This is a genomic window from Arthrobacter sp. UCD-GKA (assembly GCF_001863355.1).
In the GTDB taxonomy this organism is placed as follows: Bacteria; Actinomycetota; Actinomycetes; order Actinomycetales; family Micrococcaceae; genus Paeniglutamicibacter.
On sequence record NZ_MOLR01000006.1, the window covers coordinates 55,789 to 72,949 of the forward strand.

The following is a 17,161-nucleotide window of genomic DNA, read 5'->3' on the forward strand; positions in this document are numbered from 1 at the left end:
GCACACGGGACCTTCCCTTCGGGAGGGTCCCGTTGCTGTTTAACCCGCCACGTCCCACCCCGAAAACCGGCCCCGGCGGACGGGCACCGGGCGCCGCTTGGCGGGGTGCGGTGCCCGGTGGATAGGATGGAGTCCATGACACAGGGCTATACGCATCATGGTGAATACAAGGTGGTCGGCGGCAAGTTGGTGGTCGTCGACTTGGTCGTGGCGGACGGGAAGATCGCCGTCGCTTCGCTGAACGGGGACTTCTTCCTGGAGCCCGACGAGGCGCTGGTCGACCTGAACGAGGCCTTGGTGGGCCTGCCGGAAAACGTCGAACACTCCGTGGTGCGCGATGCCGTGGCAGCGGGACTGCGCGAGGGAGCGGTGATGTTCGGGTTCGACGCCGATGCCGTGGCCCGGGTGGTGCGCCGCGCGCTGGGCCACGCGACCTCCTGGGCCGACCACCGGTGGGAAGTCATCGGACCCGAGACCATGCCGATCATCGAGAACGTGGCCCTCGACGAGGTGCTGGCCCGCCAGGTCGCCTCCGGGGAACGCGGGCCGAGCCTGCGCATCTGGGACTGGAACGACTCGGGCGTGGTGATCGGATCCTTCCAGTCGGTGCGCAACGAGGTCGATGCGCAGGCCGCGGCCGAACACGGCATCCAGGTCATCCGGCGGATCAGCGGGGGAGGTGCGATGTTCATGGAGGCGGGAAACTGCATCACCTACTCGCTCTACCTGCCCTCGTCGCTGGTCGACGGCATGAGCTTCGCCGACTCCTACCCGTTCCTTGACGCCTGGGTCATGGAGGCCCTGGCCACGGTGGGCGTGAAGGCGCACTACAAGCCGCTGAACGACATCGCCACCGACTCCGGGAAGATCGGCGGGGCCGCGCAGAAGCGGCTGGCCGGCGGCGTGGTGCTGCACCACGTGACCATGAGCTACGACATCGATGCCGAAAAGATGCTGCAGGTGCTGCGCATCGGCCGGGAGAAGATCTCCGACAAGGGCATCGCCTCCGCGGTCAAGCGCGTGGATCCGCTCAAGAGCCAGTCGCGGCTCGGCCGCGAGGAAATCATCTCCGCCATGATCGACACCTTCACCCGCCGCTACGATGCTTCCACCGGCGCGGTCGATGCGGCCACGCGGGAGGCAGCCCGCCAGCTGGCTGCCTCGAAGTTTGCCACCGAGGCCTGGACCGCGCGGGTCCCGTAAGGGGGCTGCCCAAAGGCCCGCGCGGGCCCGGGGATCAACCGCCCGGACCCGCGTGGGCCTCCTGGTCTCAGGCGAAGGCCGGCACGGCGTCCGCGCGCGGGGATCCGGCCAGCTGCCATGAACCAAGCACCGCGTAGGTGATGGCCGCCGAGCGTTCGGCGGCGTCATCGACGTGGGTGAGGAAGTCCGCGTCTGAGGCCGGCCCGCAGAGGTCGGAGATCCCGCGGATCGCCAGGAACGGGGCGCCGAACGAGGCACAGGTCTGGGCGATCGCCGAGGATTCCATGTCGGTGGCCAGCACGCCGTCGAACTGCCCCTTGATGACGGCGGAGCGTTCGTGGCCGACGAAGGAGTAGCTGGAGACCAGCAGCCCGTGGTGCACGGTCTCCACGATGCCGTGCCCGGGGGTGCCGATGTCGCTGGCCTCGAGCAGGGCCTGCGGCACCGGGTAGGAGGCGGGCATGCCCGGGACCTGCCCGAGTTCGTAGCCGAAGGCGCGCGCGTCGGCATCGGCGTTGATGACCACCGATCCGACGACGACGTCTCCCACCCGCACGGCCTCTCCCAGTCCGCCGGCGCTGCCGGCGCTGATGACCAGCGGCGCGGGGGCCCCGGGGGCCTCCCGGCCCGCGCGCAGCAGGGCCGCGGTGGCGGCGCCGGTCGCGTTGACCAGGCCGATGCCGCCGCGCACGAAGAGCACGTTCAGCCCGTCAAGGGTGCCGGAGCGCTGGATCGAGTTGCCGATGCGCACTTCTTCGCCCACCGCGGAGGCCCGCTCGAGGAACGGGAGGGTTTCTTCCTCCATGGCGGTGATGATAACGACGTCGATCGGGCTCACGCGGTGACCTGTTCCCAGACGGCTCGGGCGGCCAGGAAGGCGCGGGCGGCGTCCTGGGCGTCGGCGAGCGAGTGGTTGGCGCCCCAGCCGCACTGGATTTCGTTGGCGGCGGGGACCTCGGTGGCCTTGAGCACGTCGGTGAGGGTGGCCTCGATGAGGTTCGCGGTTCCCGGGACGTCGGGTTCGCCCTGCAGGATCAGGTAGTAGCCGGTCTGGCAGCCCATGGGGGAGAAGTCGATGACGGAGTCCGAGTGGTTGCGGGAGGACTCGGCGAACAGGTGCTCCAGGGAGTGGATGGCCTTCATGTCCAGGTGGGCGACATTCGGCTGGGTGAATCGCACGTCATATTTGGTAATGACGTCCCCCTGCGGGAGCACCTTGCGGTCCGCGACGCGCACATAGGGTGCCGCGACCGTGCGGTGGTCGAGGTTGAAGGACTCAACATTCATGCGTTCAGGGTTCATGGTTGCGCTTTCCTGCCGGTGTTGTGGTCCCGGGCCTGCCCGGGCGCGGGACGTGTTTCCCCAATTCTATCCGGCGCCGGCTGCGCGGCGGATGCCGATTGCCTCACACCCGCCCGGACCCGCGCACCGGCGTGCCACGCCCGGACCGGGCGTGGCACGGCGGGATCCCGGGCTAGCCGCGGAAGGTGACCAGCTTGCGGTTCACGAACTCCTCCATGCCGTACTTGCCCAGCTCCCGGCCGACGCCCGAGCGTTTCACACCGCCGAAGGGCAGCTCGGCGGCGGACCCGCTGGTCTGGTTGATCGAGACCATGCCGACCTCCAGCTGCCGGGCGATTGCGTGCGCCCGGTCCATGTCCTGCGTCTGGATCGAGGCGCCCAGCCCGTAGGCCGAGCTGTTGGCCAGGGCCACCGCCTCCTCGTCGCCGGAGACCTTGTAGAGCACCGCGACCGGGCCGAAGAGCTCCTCGGCGTAGGCGCGCATCTGCGGGGTGACATCGGCCAGCACCGTCGGGGCGAAGAAGGACCCCTCGCCCTGAAGGGGAGCGCCGCCGGCGAGCACCGTCGCTCCCTTGTCGATGGCATCCTGCACCTGGGCCGCCAGGCCGTCCCGGGCCGCGGCGGAGGACAGCGGGCCGAGGAAGGTCTCCGGGTGTGCCGGATCCCCGACCTTGATGCCGGCGACCGCGCCGGTGAAGTCCTCGACGAACTCGTCGTACACCGAGGCGTCGACGATGATGCGCTTGGCGGCGTTGCAGGCCTGGCCGGTGTTGCCGAAGCGGCCCATCATGGCCTGCTTGGCCGCACGCTTCACGTTGGCGTCCTCCAGCACCAGGAACGGGTCGGAGCCGCCGAGCTCCAGCACGACCTTCTTCAGGTTGCGCCCGGCGATTTCCGCCACCGCGGAACCGGCCCGCTCGGAGCCGGTGAGCGAGACGCCCTGCACGCGGGGATCGGAGATCACGTCGGCGACCTGGTCGTTGGTGGCGAACACGTTCACGTAGGCGCCCTCCGGGGCCCCGGCGTCGGTGAAGATCCGCTCCATGGCCAGCGCGGATTCGGGGCACTGCGGGGCGTGCTTGAGCAGGATGGTGTTGCCGTTCATCAGGTTCGGCGCGGCGAAGCGGGCGACCTGGTAGTACGGGAAGTTCCACGGCATGATGCCCAGCAGCACGCCCACGCCCTCCTTGCGGATCACAGCGGTGCCGCCGGAGGCGACCTCCAGCTGCTCATCTTCGAGGAACTTCTCGCCGTTGGCCGCGTAGTACCGGTAGATCGACACGGTGATGTCGATTTCCTTGCCGGCCTGGAAAACCGGCTTGCCCATTTCGCGGGTGATGATCGCGGCCAGCTCGTCGCGGCGCTCCTCGTAGAGGTCCGCGACGCGGTCCAGCAGGGCCGCGCGGGTGGCGATCCGGGAGGTGTTCCAGGCGCCGAAGGCCGCATGGGCGAGGCCCAGGGCTGCCTGGATGTCGGCATCGGTGGCCGTGGGGTAGGTCGCCTCGACGACGCCGGTGGCGGGGTTGGTGACGGCATAAACACTCATGGGCACTCCTTGGAACGGCAGAACAGGGTTGTCCTGCCACCGTATGCCACGTGTGCGCCCGATCACCAACCGGCCCCTGGCGCGGCGTGGCCGCCGCGGCGCCTCCACGCTAGCTTGCGGGCAGCACGCAGAATTCGTTGCCCGAGGGGTCCTGGTAGATGCGCCAGCGAATCTCGCCCCAATCCGGGTGAAGTTCCCGCCCGCCGCGGGCAACGATTCCTGCCGCCACCGCCTCGGGGTCGTCGCCCGCTTCCAGGCGCACATCCAGGTGCGTCCGGTTCTTCGCCTCCGCCTTGGGCGCAGGTTCCTGGCACAGGGCCAACAGGGGACCGCGCCGCGAGTGGTGGCGAAGGGTCCGCTGGTCCTCGTCCGGCGCGCTCCACCCGGTCAGCCAGGCCCAGAACCCGGCGTCCCTCTCGGGATCGGCGCTGTCCAGCGGGAGGGCGGCGATCGGCCCGGTGCCGCGGTGGGCGGCCCGGTCCTCCATCACGCAGAACGCGTTGGATTCCGGATCTCCCAGCACCACCCACGGGACCTCGCCCTGCCCGATGTCCAGGCGTGTGGCCCCGAGCGCCAGTGCCGCCGCCACCACCGACTCCTGTTCCGGTCCGCCGCGCAGATCCAGGTGCAGCCTCACCGGGTCGCGCGGCGGCTCGGGAACCGGCTGGAAGCACAGATCCAGGGTGGGGCCGCCCGGGACGGACAGCCGGGTCTCAAACCCTTCGGGGGTGTCGGTGAGTTGTTCGCAGCCCAGCAGTTCCTGCCAAAACAGTCCGAGGCGCCGCGGGTCGACCGCGTCGAAAACGATGTTTTCCAGATACATGGGGCCAAGACTACCCCCGGAGTGAACCGGAAGCCCGGGCAACCGGCCTCCGCCCGGGGCTTGGGAGCACCCCGGTCCCCGGAGCAATCCAATCAGGCCCGCAGCAACCGCACGTGGAAGGCCCCTTCGCCCTGTTGCGACTCGGCCACCCGGTAGCCGTCCGCGACCCAGTTTCCGGTGAACAGCCTTTCGCCGGCGCCCAACAGCACCGGGGCGAAGGCCAGGTGCAACTCGTCCACCAGCCCGGCGGCCACCGCCTCGCGCACCGTCGCCACACCGCCGCCAAGGCGGATGTCGGCTCCGTGCGCGGCGCTGCGGGCCGCTTCGAGCGCTGCGGGCAACCCGTCGGCCACGAAGTGGAAGGTGGTGCCTCCGGACATCGGAAGCGGGTGGCGTGGATGGTGCGTGAGCACAAAGACGTCGTGCCCGTAGGGCGGGGATTCGCCCCACCAGCCGCGCCAGGAGGCCGCTTCGTCGTCGGCGTCCCAGGGTCCGCGGATGGGCCCGAACATGTTCCGGCCCATGACGGTGGCGCCGATCCCCGTATCCCCGGCGCGCAGCCACGCATCGTCCGTTCCGGTGCTGCCACCGGGTTCGCCGCTGCGTTCGTGCCAGCATGCGGTTGAGAACACCCATCCGTGCAGTTCTTCCCCGCGCACGCCGAGCGGGTCGTCGATGCCCTGGTTGATGCCGGCGCCGTAGCCGTCGATCGAGACGCTGAAATTGTGGACCCTGACCCGTGACATGGTTCGCCCGCCTTCTTCCCGTTGCCGGTCGGCGCGTGCCGTGGTGCCTCCGGCGCGTTACAGCGCCCAGACTACGTTCGGCCGGTGCGTGCGGCAATGCCCGGCGGCAGCCCTTGTGCCGGGAGGCCCTGCGGAATAGCGTGTGCCCATGGACCTCTCTATTCAAATCACCGTCGACAGCGCCGACCCGCACCGGCAGGCCGTGTGGTGGGCCGAAACGCTCGGCTGGACCGTGGAACCCAGCGACCCGGACTTCATCCAGAAAATGATCGACGAGGGCCATGCCAGCGAGGACGAGACGTTGATCTTCGACGGGGAACTCGCGTGGCGCAGCGGGGCCGGGATCTGCCCGCTGGACCAGCTGGGGAAGGTTCCGCGCCAGCGGATCCTCTTCCAGTTGGTGCCCGAGGCCAAGACCGTGAAGAACCGGGTCCACCTCGACCTTGACCTGGGCGACATCGAGGAGGTGCGCGGCAAGCTGTTGGCCCGCGGGGCCACGTTCCTGCACGCGGCCGCGCAGGGCCCCTTTACCTGGTACACGCTGGCCGACCCGGAGGGCAACGAGTTCTGCATCCGCTAGGCCCTCCCGTGGACCTACCCAAAACCGCCATGCCAAACTGGAAGTTGCCGCCATGAAGATTGCAGTGCTGGGAACCGGCACCGTCGGACGCACGCTCGCGGCGCGCCTGGCCGAGCTCGGGCACGACGTCACCGTCGGCACGCGCGACCCGGCGGCGACCACCTCGCGCACCGGGCCCGGGGCCATGGGCGCCGCGCCGTTTGCAGACTGGGCGGCGGGGAACCCCGGCATCTTCCTGGAGTCCTTCGCCGACGCCGCTGCCGGCGCGGAGCTGGTCGTCAACGCCACCCACGGGGCCGCCTCCCTGGACGTGCTGGCCCTGGCCGGGGCCGGAAACCTTGGGGGAAAGATCATCCTGGACGTTGCCAACCCGCTGGATTTCGGCCACGGGATGCCGCCGACCCTCCTGGTCAAGGACAGCGATTCGCTCGGGGAGCAGATCCAGCGCGCCCATCCCGCGGCCCGCGTCGTCAAATCCCTCAACACCCTCACCGCCGGGCTGATGGCCTACCCGGCGCGGTTGCCCGAACCGGGCACGGTCTTCGTCTCCGGGAACGATTCCGACGCCAAGGACACCGTCACCGGGCTCCTGGCCGACCTCGGCCACCGGGACGTGATCGACCTGGGCGACATCACCACCGCACGCGGGGCCGAAATGCTCATGCCGATCTGGTTGCGTCTCTGGGGCGCGCTGGGGACCTCGGAGTTCAACTTCAAGATCATCCGCTGAGCCGCGGCCGGCGCGCCTGCCGGGCTCCGGGGTCCGGCCGGCGCGCTGTTCCCGAAACGTCGCGAAGCTAGCCGGCGCTCAGGGCCTGGGCGGCCAGGGAACGGGCGAGGGAGTCGCGTTGCTCAAGCAGGATCCGGCGCAGCGCCCGCGGGGCGTCGGGGTTCTGTTCGAGCCAGGCATCCAGCCGGGCCATGACCGGGTGCACGCCGTCGCCGGCCAGGTCCTGGGCGGCGGGGAAGAGCCCGGAAATCACGCGCGTGGCCATGCCGATGCTCATCGACTCCCAGATGCCCTCGAGCGCCGGCCAGTACTCCTCGTAGTGCCCGTCGAGCAGCTCGTGGGGCCCGAGCAGGAAACCGGCGGCGGTCGCGGAGACCGCCTCGTTGGACAGGGCGGAGCCATCGGCGTCCACCCCGGTGAGCACCGCGTGGAACGCGGCCTGCTTCACGGCAGGCTCCGGGCGCGCGGCCAGCGCCAGCAGGCGCCCGGCAGTGGCCACGGCCGAGGGGTGCGCGAGCGCGTCGGCCTCGAGCCGGGCCAGGGAAGCCTCGTCCAGGGTTCCGCCGGCGGCCTTGGCCGCCCACAGGGCCCAGCGCAGCTCCTCGTCAAGTTCCAGGCCCGCGAAGCGTTCCTCGCCGGCGAGCAGGGAATCGACGATGTCCCCGGCAACCGAGCCGCGGGCCAGCACGGCCAGGGCGCGGGCCGCGGCGACCTGCGCGTCGCTTCCCGGTGCGGCACGATCCAGCCATGCGGTGATGGCCTCGGCCAGGGCCCGGCGCTCGGCATCCCGCAGCTCCGGGGGCAGGTAGTGGTTGATGGCGGTGGTCGCCTGGGCGAGCAGCTGCGCAAAGACCGAGACCTCGGTGACCGACTCGGCGTGGGCGCGCACCGCGGCCAGGAACTCGGGGGCCGGAAGCTTTGCGTCGCGCACCATGTTCCACAGCGCGGCCCAGCAGGTGGCCCGGGCCAGCGGATCGGCCAGCGTGCCCAGGTGGCCCAGCAGCGTGGCCAGGGAGACCTCGTCGAAGTCCACCATGGCGTAGGTGTCGTCCCCGTCGTTGGGCAGGATCAGGTCCGGGCGCTCGGCCCCGGCCAGGAAGGGCAGGTCCACGCCGCTTCCGGCCAATTCCACCCGGTGGGTTGCGGTGCGGGCCAGGGCGCCGTCGATGATCTTGAACAGGCCCACGTTCAGTACGTGCGGGTGGGTGATGGGGGTCCCGGTGATCGGGTCGGTGCCCGATTGGGTGAGCGTTGCGGCGGTGATCTTCCCGTCGGCCAGCTGCAGGTCCAGGCCCAGGCGCGGGACCCCGGCGGTCTTCAGCCACGCATCGGCCCACGCGCCCATGTCGCGGCCCGAGGCCGCCTGAAGGGCGGAGAGGAAGTCGGTGAGCGTGGTGTTGGCGTATTCGTGGGCGCGGAAATAGGTGCGTGCGGCGTCGCGGAAGGCGTCGGCCCCCACGTAGGCGGCCAGCTGCTTGAGCACGGATGCGCCCTTGGCGTAGGTGATGCCGTCGAAGTTCTGCTTCGCTGCCTCCAGGTCGGTGATGTCCGCGACGATGGGGTGCGTGGAGGGCAGCTGGTCGGCCACGTAGGCCCAGCCCTTGCGGCGGTTGGCGAAGGTGGTCCAGGCAGTGGTGAATCCGGTGGCCTCGGCGTTGGCCAGGGTCCCGATGTAGTCGGCGAAGGACTCCTTGAGCCACAAGTCGTCCCACCAGCTCATGGTGACCAGGTCGCCGAACCACATGTGCACCATCTCGTGCATCAGCGTGTTCGAGCGCTGCTCGTGCTGCGCCTCGGTCGCCCGCGAGGTGAAGAGGTAGTGCTCGGTGAAGGTGACCAGCCCAGGGTTTTCCATGGCGCCGAGGTTGTATTCGGGCACGAACGCCGAGTCGTATTTGCCCCACGGGTAGGGGTAGTCGAAAAGCTCGTAGAAGTAGTCCAGCCCGGTGCGGGTCAGCTCCAGGATGTTTTCCGGATCGAAGTGCTCCGCGAGCGAGGCGCGGCAGGTGGCGTTCAGCGGGATGACCAGTTCCGTGCCGTCATCCAGGGTGCGGGTGTAGGTATCGGTGGCCACGAAGTAGGGTCCGGCGAGCACCGTGGTGATGTAGGTGGAGATCGGCAGGGTCGGGGCGAAGTGCGTGGTCGCGGAGCCGTCGCCGTGTTCCTCGACGCGGGCGGGGGCCTGGTTGGACCCGACGTGCCAGCCTTGCGGTGCGCGCACGACGAAGGTGAAGGGCGCCTTGAGGTCGGGCTGCTCGAAGTTTGCGTAGACGCGGCGGGCATCTGCGGGTTCGAACTGGGTGTAGCAGTAGGTCTGCCCGTCGGCCGGGTCCACGTAGCGGTGCAATCCCTCGCCGCTGCGCGAGTACCGTGCGTGCCCGTCGACGATGAGCGTGTTGGGGGAGTCCGCGCCCTGGTGAAGGTCCTCAAGGTGGATGCGGGAGCCGGAGACGGCCTGCCCCGGGTCGACGGGGGCGCCGTTGAGCGTGATCGACTCGATGGATTCGTGGATGAAGTCCAGGAAGGTGCCGGTGGTGCCGTGGGCCTCGAGCACCAGCGTGGTCCTGGAGCGGTATCCGGTCACGGCCGGGTCCTGCGCGGCCGAGAGGTCGAGCTCCACCCGGTAGGAGAGCACCTTCAGGGTTTGGGCGCGCCATGCCGCCTCGTCGCGCGTGAGGTTTTCGTTCGGGCCCGGGGTTCTGGTCATGTGATCCACCAGACCATTCAAACATGAAACGAGCGTTTGACAATGTCCGGGTGCCGGGCCCGCGTATTGGCCGCAGAGGGAACGTGCGCCGCCTCGTGGCCGGCCGTCGAGCGGCGGCCGGCCACCGGGCGCATCAAGCTCCTACCAGGGGGAGGGCTCGTAGTCCTTCAGGAAGCAGCCGTAGAGGTCGATGCCGCGTTCCCCGTCGACGATCGGCTGGTAGACGCGGGCCGCTCCGTCGATCAAATCCAGCGGCGCGTGCCAGCCCTCGGCAACCATGCGGACCTTGGAATCGTGCGGACGCTCATCGGTGATCCACCCGGTGTCCACCGCCGACATGAGGATCCGGTCGGTCTGCAGCATCTCCTCGGCGCTGGTGCGCGTGAGCATGTTCAGCGAGGCCTTGGCCATGTTGGTGTGCGGGTGCCCGGCGCCCTTGTAGCGGCGGGAGAACTGCCCCTCCATGGCCGAGACGTTCACGATGTACTTGCGGTGCGCGTCGGAGGCGGCAAGCGCCGGGCGCAGGCGCGAGGCCAGCAGGAATGGCGCGGTGACGTTGCACAGCTGCACCTCGAGCATTTCCAGCGCGTCCACGTCGCCCAGGATCTGCGTCCAGGAGTTCTCGGTGACCACGTCCGGGACCATCCCGCCGGCATCGATTGCGGTGCCGGCGGCAATGCGCTCCAGCGTGGCCGAGCCGGCGGTCATGGCCAGGTCCGCCACGGCCTGCGCGTCGTAGTTCGTCGGGGTTGCCGGGACGAGCAGTGCCGAGTCCTCCAGGCGGAAGGCGCTGGCCAGGGCCTTGGGGTGCTCGGAGGGGGGATTGGCCTCGCCCCAGACCTCCGGGCCTCCGTGCGCGAACTCGAGTTCGGCCGGCAGCGGCTGGTTCTCGGACTCGATCAGGTGCAGGTAGGAGTTCGAGGTGCGGCGCACGGTCTGCGCCGCGTTGTTGATCAGGATGTCCAGCGGGCCCTCGGCGGCGACGCGGTCGGCCAACGAGATCACCTGGGAGGGATCGCGCAGGTCGATGCCGACGATGCGCAGGCGGTGGATCCAGTCCGCGGAGTCCTCCAGCGCGGCAAAGCGGCGGGCGGCGTCGCGCGGGAAACGAGTGGTGATGGTGGTGTGCGCGCCGTCGCGGAGCAGGCGCAGGGCGATGTGCATGCCGATCTTGGCACGCCCGCCGGTGAGCAGCGCGCGCTTGCCGGTGAGGTCCGCCCGGGCGTCGCGGCGTTCGCGGCCTGCGGCTGCGCATTCGGGGCACAGGTAGTGGTGGAAGGCGTCCACGGTGGTGTAGCGCTGCTTGCAGATGTAGCAGCCGCGCGGCTTGATGTATTCGCCGGCGGTGTGCTCGTCGGTCGGGGTGCTCAAGTCCAGGCCGAGGGTCTCGTCGTCCAGGCGCTGCGGGGAACCGGTGGCGGTGCGCTCGACCACGGCGCGGTCGGCGGCGTTGATGGCCGAACGCTTCTCGTTCTTGCGGTGCCTCTTGGCGGACTTGAACATCTTGCCGGTGGCCCGGCGCACGGCAATGTGCCGTTCGTCCTCGGCGTCCAGCCGGTGCACCTGGCCCAGCACCTTCAGTGCCGTCTCAAGTTCCTCGGCGGTGAAAAGTTCGTCATTGCCGGCCGCATCGGCCGCAGGATAATTCTCAGTCATGTCGTCATCAAGTCTACCGGCAGCGGCCGCCGGAGGATTTTCCGGATTCGGAAAGATCCGAACGGCACACCGGCCGCGGGCCGCCGCCGGCACGCCAGCGCTCGGAGGCAGCAACGTCGTCCAGGGGACGGATGGCGCTGACATGCGGTAGCGTGATCCCATGAATCATTCACAGCTGGCTTGGTGGCGTTCTGACTAGGAACAGCCCTGCCTCGTGAAAGACCACGGCCGTTCGCACTGGACGGCCATTTTTGTGCCCTGCAACAAGGGGCGGGATATCGGCCGGACCGGCCGCAACCTTCCCGCAACAAGGAGCACAACATGCAAGAACACCCCGAAACCACTTCATCCGGAAAACCCGAATCGCCCCGACACGAGGCCGGTCTGGCCGGCACCGATGCCGTCGACAAGAATGCCGCGCTCGAACAACGGATCCTCGCCGATCCGGGCCGTTTCCGGGTCATGACAGGCGACAGGCCAACGGGCCGGCTGCATCTGGGCCACTATTTCGGCACCCTGCAGAACCGGGTCCGGCTCCAGGACCTCGGCGTCGAGTCCTTCGTTCTCGTCGCCGACTACCAGGTGCTGACCAACCGGGACGTGGCCGACAACCTGCCCGAATCCGTCGAGGGGCTGGTCCTGGACTACCTGGCCGTCGGCATCGACCCGGCGCGCACCACGATCTACGTCCACAGCGCCGTCGCCGCGCTGAACCAACTGATGCTTCCATTCCTGTCGCTGGTGACGGTGGCGGAGCTGGGACGGAACCCCACGGTCAAGGACGAGATCGCGCATTCGAGGCAGGCATCGGTCAGCGGGCTGATGTTCACCTACCCGGTTCACCAGGCGGCCGACATCTTGTTTTGCAAGGCCAACCTGGTGCCCGTCGGCCAAGACCAGCTTCCCCACCTCGAGCTGACGCGCACCATTGCGCGGCGGTTCAACGCCCGCTACGCGCCCGAGACCGGGATCTTTCCGGAGCCCGAGGCCTTGCTCTCGGCCGCCCCGCTGCTTCTGGGCACCGACGGCGGCAAGATGAGCAAGAGCCGGGGCAATGCCGTGGCGCTGGCGGACGATGCCGATCAGACCGCGCGACTGATCCGCGGGGCCAGGACCGACTCCATCAGGCACATCACCTACGAGCCGGCCACCCGCCCCGAGGTCTCCAGCCTTGTCCTGCTTGCCGCGCTGTGCCTGGGGCGTGATCCCCGTGAGGTTGCCGATGGGATCGGAGCCGGGGGTGCCGGGGAGTTGAAGCGGACGGTGACCGAGGCCGTCAACGAATACCTGGCCCCGATACGGGCGCGGCGCATGTCCTTCGCGCGGGAGCGCGGTTTCGTGCGCAACATCCTCAAGGAAGGCAACGAGCGCGCCAATGCCGAGGCCGAGGCAACGCTCGACGAGGTGCGAAGGGCGATGATGACGGCCTATTGAAACGGGATCGGGGATCATCGGGCCTAGGAACTGCAGCGGCGGTCCACCTCCATACCGGCGGCGGAGCAGCGAGGCCGCGAAAGGCGTCAAGGCGCCTTCCGATCTCGTCCCGATGGTTCCCGGGCAGCAAGCCGTCGGCTCCGTATCTCGGCCCGATGAAGCTTCGGGCACCGGGGTTCGTTCTGACCTTGATCCGCTGACTTCGGTGAACAACGAGTTGCCTCCCAACTCGTTGTTCACCGAAGCGTTGAAAGGGTTCCGGCCGAGCGGCTTAGGTGCCGTCCCCACATTCCAACGAGAAATCCTGGTCCCGGGCCACCTTGATTTCCAAGATGATGGCCGGGCCCGGGCCGAACCTTCCACTGGGGAAGGGCTTTGCAAAACATCCCGGGGTCAATTCCCGCGGTGGACGGGTAGTCACGCCAGTGGCTCTTCTGCCTGCTGGTGCCTGCCAAGACGGCCGCTGTGGTCCTGGCCATGGAATGTCCGACGATTCATGAAACAGCCACCGGCAGGGGCTGCAGAAGAACGATCCCGAGCAGCACGCCGGCCGCCAGACCAAGCCGCCATCGCGGTTCATGCTTGCCCACCGAAACACGGTCCTTGCTTCTCGGGCCTTAGGTGCGATGCCATGTGCCCACGAGGCCGGATTCCGGGCACTCATTCCGGAAGGTCAGGCCTGCCACCATCCGTTGGAGAAGGGGTGGTTGCGTGCTACGCAAGCCATGCGCTATGTCGTCTGATGTCTGCCCGTCGCCGGGCAGAGCCCAGGATCAGGCCGCCGGCCAGGAAGACGATCCCAACGGCAAACAGGCCGACATACATGCGCAATTGGTACGGAGCGCTGCCGAAATTGCTGAAGGGTTCGGGTCCGGCGAGGATCCAGGCGTAACGCCGGGCTTCGGCATGGATGAACAGATACAGGGCAACGGGACTGACCATCAGGAGAATTCCCCAACCGAACAAGATTCCTGCTGCAAAACCGCGACTCGTGCGCATTCGTGGCCCTCCCGATCAAGTCTGTCCATTCAACCACGATGAGGCTGGCAGTCAACGGCCCGCGTTGACTCGTAAAAAACCTCCGCGTAGATCGATACGTTGCCTCACCAAGAAACCCCCGCGCAGGCCGATACGTTGCCCCAGAAGGAAACCTCCGCTTCCGTGGCTCTTGATATTCGGGTTTCCCCCGTATTTCGTCGTTGGCATGGGACTGAACATGAGGGCTCGCAAGGCAGTAACCAAACAGCTGGCCACGCGCTACCACGCCGCCAGTCGCAAGGCCAAGGGAACCATGCTCGACGAACTGGTGGCCCTGACCGGCTGGCACCGGGACCACGCCCGTGCCGCCCTGCGCCAGGCCCTGCTGCCGGCACGGCCACGCAAGGCCCCGGCCTGGCGCAAGCCGACCTACCCGGCGGACCTGCAACCCGGACTCGTTCTCTGCTGGGCGGTGCTGCGGGCGCCGGCCTCGAAGCTGCTGGCCGCCTCCATGCACTACCTCGTGCCGATGCTGCGCACCGAGAAGGCTCTGGACGTCACCGAGGCGCAGGCCGCGCTGCTGACGCGCATGAGCGCCTCGACCATCGACCGCCGGCTGGCCGGTGAGCGGGCCAAGATGCGCCTGCGCGGACGCTCACACACCAAGCCAGGCTCCCTGCTCAAGTCCCAGATCCCGATACGCACCTGGGCCGAATGGGACGATGCGGTGCCCGGCTTCGTCGAGATCGACCTGGTGGGACACGAAGGCGGGAACAACAGCGGGGAGTTCTGCTTCACCCTCACGGTGACCGACATTTCCACCGGGTGGACGGTGAACCGGGCAGTGAAGAACAAGGCCCAGAAATGGGTGTTCGAGGCCCTGCAATACGTCACCGGCGTCTTCCCGTTTCCCATCATCGGGATCGACAGCGACAACGGCAGCGAATTCATCAATTACGAATTGAAGAACTACTGCGACGAGCAACACATCACCTTCACCCGCTCACGCTCCGGGAACAAGAACGACGGCGCCCACGTGGAGCAAAAGAACTGGTCACGGGTCCGTGAGCTGGTCGGCTACCTGCGCTACGACACCCCGGCCGAACTGGAACTACTCAACGAGATATGGGAGTTGGACCGCGTCTTCACCAACTACCTCCTGCCCCAGCAGAAGCTGGTGAAGAAGACCAGGATCGGGGCCAAGGTCACCAAGGTCCATGACAAGCCGGCCACCCCGCACCAGCGAGCCACCGTCCACCCCGAAGTGAAGAAGATGCCGATCATCCGCATGAACGCGGCCTTCAAGAAAATCCGGGTCATGGCGCTCTCGCGCCAGATCCTCGCCCTGACCGGACGTCTGGAAACCCTGTCCAAGGCCAAGGGCGGCACCGCCACCAACCACCTCAAGGAGGTCCAGTCATGAAGCAGTCATTTCCCGGAGGTTTCTTTCTGGGGCAACGTATCGGCCTGCGCGGAGGTTCCTTGGTGAGGCAACGTATCAACCTTCCCGGAGGTATTGACATGACGCAACAGGCGGCCCACAAAAAATGCTTGACCTGTGGTGAAACGGAACCATCTGCACGGCGCTCCGCCGCCGGGGACACGAACGCGGGGTTGGACAACCGGTGTCCAACCCCGCGTCATAGCCCGAAAAGCAGCATGGAAGCTGTATCCGCGGCAGGAAAACTAGCCCTGGTTCTTGGCCTTAAGCTCCGCCAGGCGGGCTTCGATCTCGGACGCCGCCGGGGCGTCCTCAAGCTGCGCGGCGGCAGGTGCCTGTTCAAGGATGTTCTTCTCGGCCTTCATGGCCGCCAGGCGTGCCTCGACCTCGGTGGACTCGCCCAGATCCTCCAGGGAGGCAAACTGCGCATCCAGGGAGGAAGAAGCAAGCTCGGCCGCACCGCGCACGCGCGCTTCGTCGGAGCGGATCTTGGCTTCGAAGCGCCCGATCTCGGAGGTCGGGTCGCTCATGTCCAGGGCCTTGACCGCGTCCATCATCTGGCTCTGGGTCTTGGCGTTGCGGGCGCGGGCCACCAGCTCGTCGCGCTTGGCCACCAATTCCTGGCGCTTGGTCGACATGGTGTTCAGGCCGGTCTTGAGCTGCTCGACGACCTGGCGCTGCGAGGCGATGTTCGGCTCGGCGTTGGCAGCCTGCTTCTCGCTGGACATCTGGCGCTGGATGGCCACGGTGGCCAGCTTGTTGAACTTCTCGGCGTTGGCGCCGTCGCCGGCGGCCGCGTATTCCTCGGCCTTGTTCGAGGCGGCCAGTGCCTTGGCGCCCCACTCGCGGGCGTCGTTGACCGCGGTCTTGTAGTCGTCCTCAAGCATGCGCAGGTTGCCGATGGTCTGGGCCACCGCGGTTTCGGCCTTGGCAATGTTGTCGGAGTAGTCACGCACGTTCTGGTCCAGCATCTTCTGCGGATCTTCCAGCGCATCCAATGCCGCGTTGGCGTTGGACTTTCCGATGCGGAACAGTCGTGCAAAAATCGAGTTCTTCTTCATGGGGGGAGCGTTGCCCTTTCATAAGCCGCGTTGGAATAACTCTATGCGACAGGCGGCCCCGACTGAACCCGGGACCAAGGATTCCCGGCAGGTCGAGGGGCGTGCGCGTCGCGCGGAACGGGACGGATCCGCGGCCATCCGGTGGATCGGGCGACCAGGGATTGTTGCCTCGGCGCGTGGCAACTGCTTGGGTGGAACCATGACCCCTGCACCGAGCTCCGTGATCTGGCCCGTCGTTCACCGGGAGCGCCTGGCCCTGGCCGACGACCTCGAAAGCCTGGCGCCCGGGCACTGGGAGACGCCGTCGCTGTGCCCCGGCTGGTCCGTGCACGACGTGCTGGCCCACCTTGTCGACTCCGCCAAGACCACCCGGCTGGGATTCATCCGCCGCATGTTCGCTGCGGGCTTCAACTTCGACCAGGACAATGCCGTGGGAATCGCCGGGGAACGCTGCGCGGACCCGGCACGGACGCTGGCCGGGTTCCGCACGGTGCTCACGCGAACCAGCACCCCGCCGGCGGCCTTGCCCACCCGCCTGGTGGAGGCGTTCGTGCACGGGGAGGACATTCGCCGTCCACTGGGCCTCCGGAGCGACTACCAAGCCGCACACGTGGCCACGGCGTTGGAATACCAGGTGCGGACCAGCACCAAGTTGGGCGGCGGCAAGGAACGCGCCGCCGGGTTCCGGCTGGTTGCCACGGACACCGGGTTCGAGCACGGTTCCGGGGACTTGATGGTCCGCGGCCCGGCGATTTCCTTGCTGCTGGCCGTTTCCGGCCGCCCCCTGGCGGTGGATGAAATCTCCGGACCGGGTGCGGCGGCCTTCGCGACGCACGCAGGATCCTGACGCGGGTTCGGAAGTCCTTGATCCACGGGGATCAACTGCGGAACGCGCCTGATGCGGGCCCCAAAGGGTTCAGGGAAAGCCAAACGGGGAGTGCGGTGCGGACCGAA

Annotated in this window: 15 protein-coding genes; 6 read left to right on the forward strand and 9 right to left on the reverse strand. The window is 68.1% G+C overall.

The window, feature by feature from the left end; translation table 11 throughout:
• The first annotated feature begins 135 nt into the window (after positions 1–135).
• Positions 136–1,203 carry a lipoate-protein ligase LplAB gene (lplAB, locus tag BLJ79_RS11870; RefSeq protein WP_071214962.1) on the forward strand — a complete coding sequence of 356 codons (1,068 nt, stop codon included), beginning with the start codon at positions 136–138 and terminating at the stop codon, positions 1,201–1,203.
• A 67-nt stretch (positions 1,204–1,270) separates the two neighbouring features.
• On the opposite strand, the gene mtnN is transcribed toward lplAB, so the two are convergent.
• The 5 genes from mtnN to BLJ79_RS11895 form a co-directional block, all read right to left on the reverse strand.
• Positions 1,271–2,041, reverse strand: a complete 771-nt coding sequence (gene mtnN, locus BLJ79_RS11875) for a 5'-methylthioadenosine/S-adenosylhomocysteine nucleosidase (RefSeq protein WP_083411244.1) — start codon at positions 2,039–2,041, stop codon at positions 1,271–1,273.
• Positions 2,038–2,505, reverse strand: coding sequence for an S-ribosylhomocysteine lyase (locus BLJ79_RS11880; RefSeq protein ID WP_071214963.1), 468 nt, complete (start codon positions 2,503–2,505; stop codon positions 2,038–2,040). The genes mtnN and BLJ79_RS11880 overlap by 4 nt, the downstream gene beginning before the upstream one ends.
• A gap of 172 nt (positions 2,506–2,677) precedes the next feature.
• Entirely contained in the window at positions 2,678–4,051 is a 1,374-nt protein-coding gene (locus tag BLJ79_RS11885) for an NAD-dependent succinate-semialdehyde dehydrogenase (protein ID WP_071214964.1), read from the reverse strand.
• 109 nt (positions 4,052–4,160) lie between these two features.
• Positions 4,161–4,874, reverse strand: a complete 714-nt coding sequence (locus BLJ79_RS11890) for a VOC family protein (protein ID WP_071214965.1) — start codon at positions 4,872–4,874, stop codon at positions 4,161–4,163.
• A gap of 92 nt (positions 4,875–4,966) precedes the next feature.
• Complete coding sequence (locus BLJ79_RS11895) at positions 4,967–5,620, reverse strand: dihydrofolate reductase family protein (protein WP_071214966.1); 654 nt, start codon at positions 5,618–5,620, stop codon at positions 4,967–4,969.
• Between the two features lie 148 nt (positions 5,621–5,768).
• Here BLJ79_RS11895 and BLJ79_RS11900 point away from each other — a divergent pair, with 148 nt between their 5' ends.
• Both BLJ79_RS11900 and BLJ79_RS11905 read left to right on the forward strand, forming a co-directional pair.
• Positions 5,769–6,200 carry a VOC family protein gene (locus BLJ79_RS11900; RefSeq protein ID WP_071214967.1) on the forward strand — a complete coding sequence of 144 codons (432 nt, stop codon included), beginning with the start codon at positions 5,769–5,771 and terminating at the stop codon, positions 6,198–6,200.
• A gap of 52 nt (positions 6,201–6,252) precedes the next feature.
• The gene (locus BLJ79_RS11905; protein WP_071214968.1) at positions 6,253–6,930 is read left to right on the forward strand and encodes an NADPH-dependent F420 reductase; all 678 of its coding nucleotides are present in this window, start codon (positions 6,253–6,255) and stop codon (positions 6,928–6,930) included.
• 67 nt (positions 6,931–6,997) lie between these two features.
• Here the strand turns inward: BLJ79_RS11905 and pepN are convergent, their stop codons facing one another.
• Positions 6,998–9,637 (reverse strand): aminopeptidase N, encoded by a 2,640-nt coding sequence (pepN, locus tag BLJ79_RS11910; protein ID WP_071214969.1) that lies wholly within the window; start codon positions 9,635–9,637, stop codon positions 6,998–7,000.
• 141 nt (positions 9,638–9,778) lie between these two features.
• Positions 9,779–11,293 (reverse strand): SDR family NAD(P)-dependent oxidoreductase, encoded by a 1,515-nt coding sequence (locus tag BLJ79_RS11915; protein WP_071214970.1) that lies wholly within the window; start codon positions 11,291–11,293, stop codon positions 9,779–9,781.
• Between the two features lie 321 nt (positions 11,294–11,614).
• Between BLJ79_RS11915 and trpS the strand changes: the two genes are divergently transcribed.
• The gene (gene trpS / locus BLJ79_RS11920; RefSeq protein WP_083411245.1) at positions 11,615–12,727 is read left to right on the forward strand and encodes a tryptophan--tRNA ligase; all 1,113 of its coding nucleotides are present in this window, start codon (positions 11,615–11,617) and stop codon (positions 12,725–12,727) included.
• A 714-nt stretch (positions 12,728–13,441) separates the two neighbouring features.
• Here the strand turns inward: trpS and BLJ79_RS11925 are convergent.
• Positions 13,442–13,726 carry a hypothetical protein gene (locus BLJ79_RS11925; protein ID WP_071214971.1) on the reverse strand — a complete coding sequence of 95 codons (285 nt, stop codon included), beginning with the start codon at positions 13,724–13,726 and terminating at the stop codon, positions 13,442–13,444.
• Positions 13,727–13,943: 217 nt separating this feature from the next.
• On the opposite strand from BLJ79_RS11925, the gene BLJ79_RS11930 reads away from it, so the two are divergent.
• On the forward strand, positions 13,944–15,128 hold the full coding sequence (locus BLJ79_RS11930; RefSeq protein WP_083411275.1) for a DDE-type integrase/transposase/recombinase: 1,185 nt from the start codon (positions 13,944–13,946) through the stop codon (positions 15,126–15,128).
• 263 nt (positions 15,129–15,391) lie between these two features.
• On the opposite strand, the gene BLJ79_RS11935 is transcribed toward BLJ79_RS11930, so the two are convergent.
• Entirely contained in the window at positions 15,392–16,207 is an 816-nt protein-coding gene (locus BLJ79_RS11935) for a PspA/IM30 family protein (RefSeq protein WP_071214972.1), read from the reverse strand.
• 199 nt (positions 16,208–16,406) lie between these two features.
• On the opposite strand from BLJ79_RS11935, the gene BLJ79_RS11940 reads away from it, so the two are divergent.
• Positions 16,407–17,054, forward strand: coding sequence for a maleylpyruvate isomerase family mycothiol-dependent enzyme (locus BLJ79_RS11940; protein WP_071214973.1), 648 nt, complete (start codon positions 16,407–16,409; stop codon positions 17,052–17,054).
• Positions 17,055–17,161: the final 107 nt, after the last annotated feature.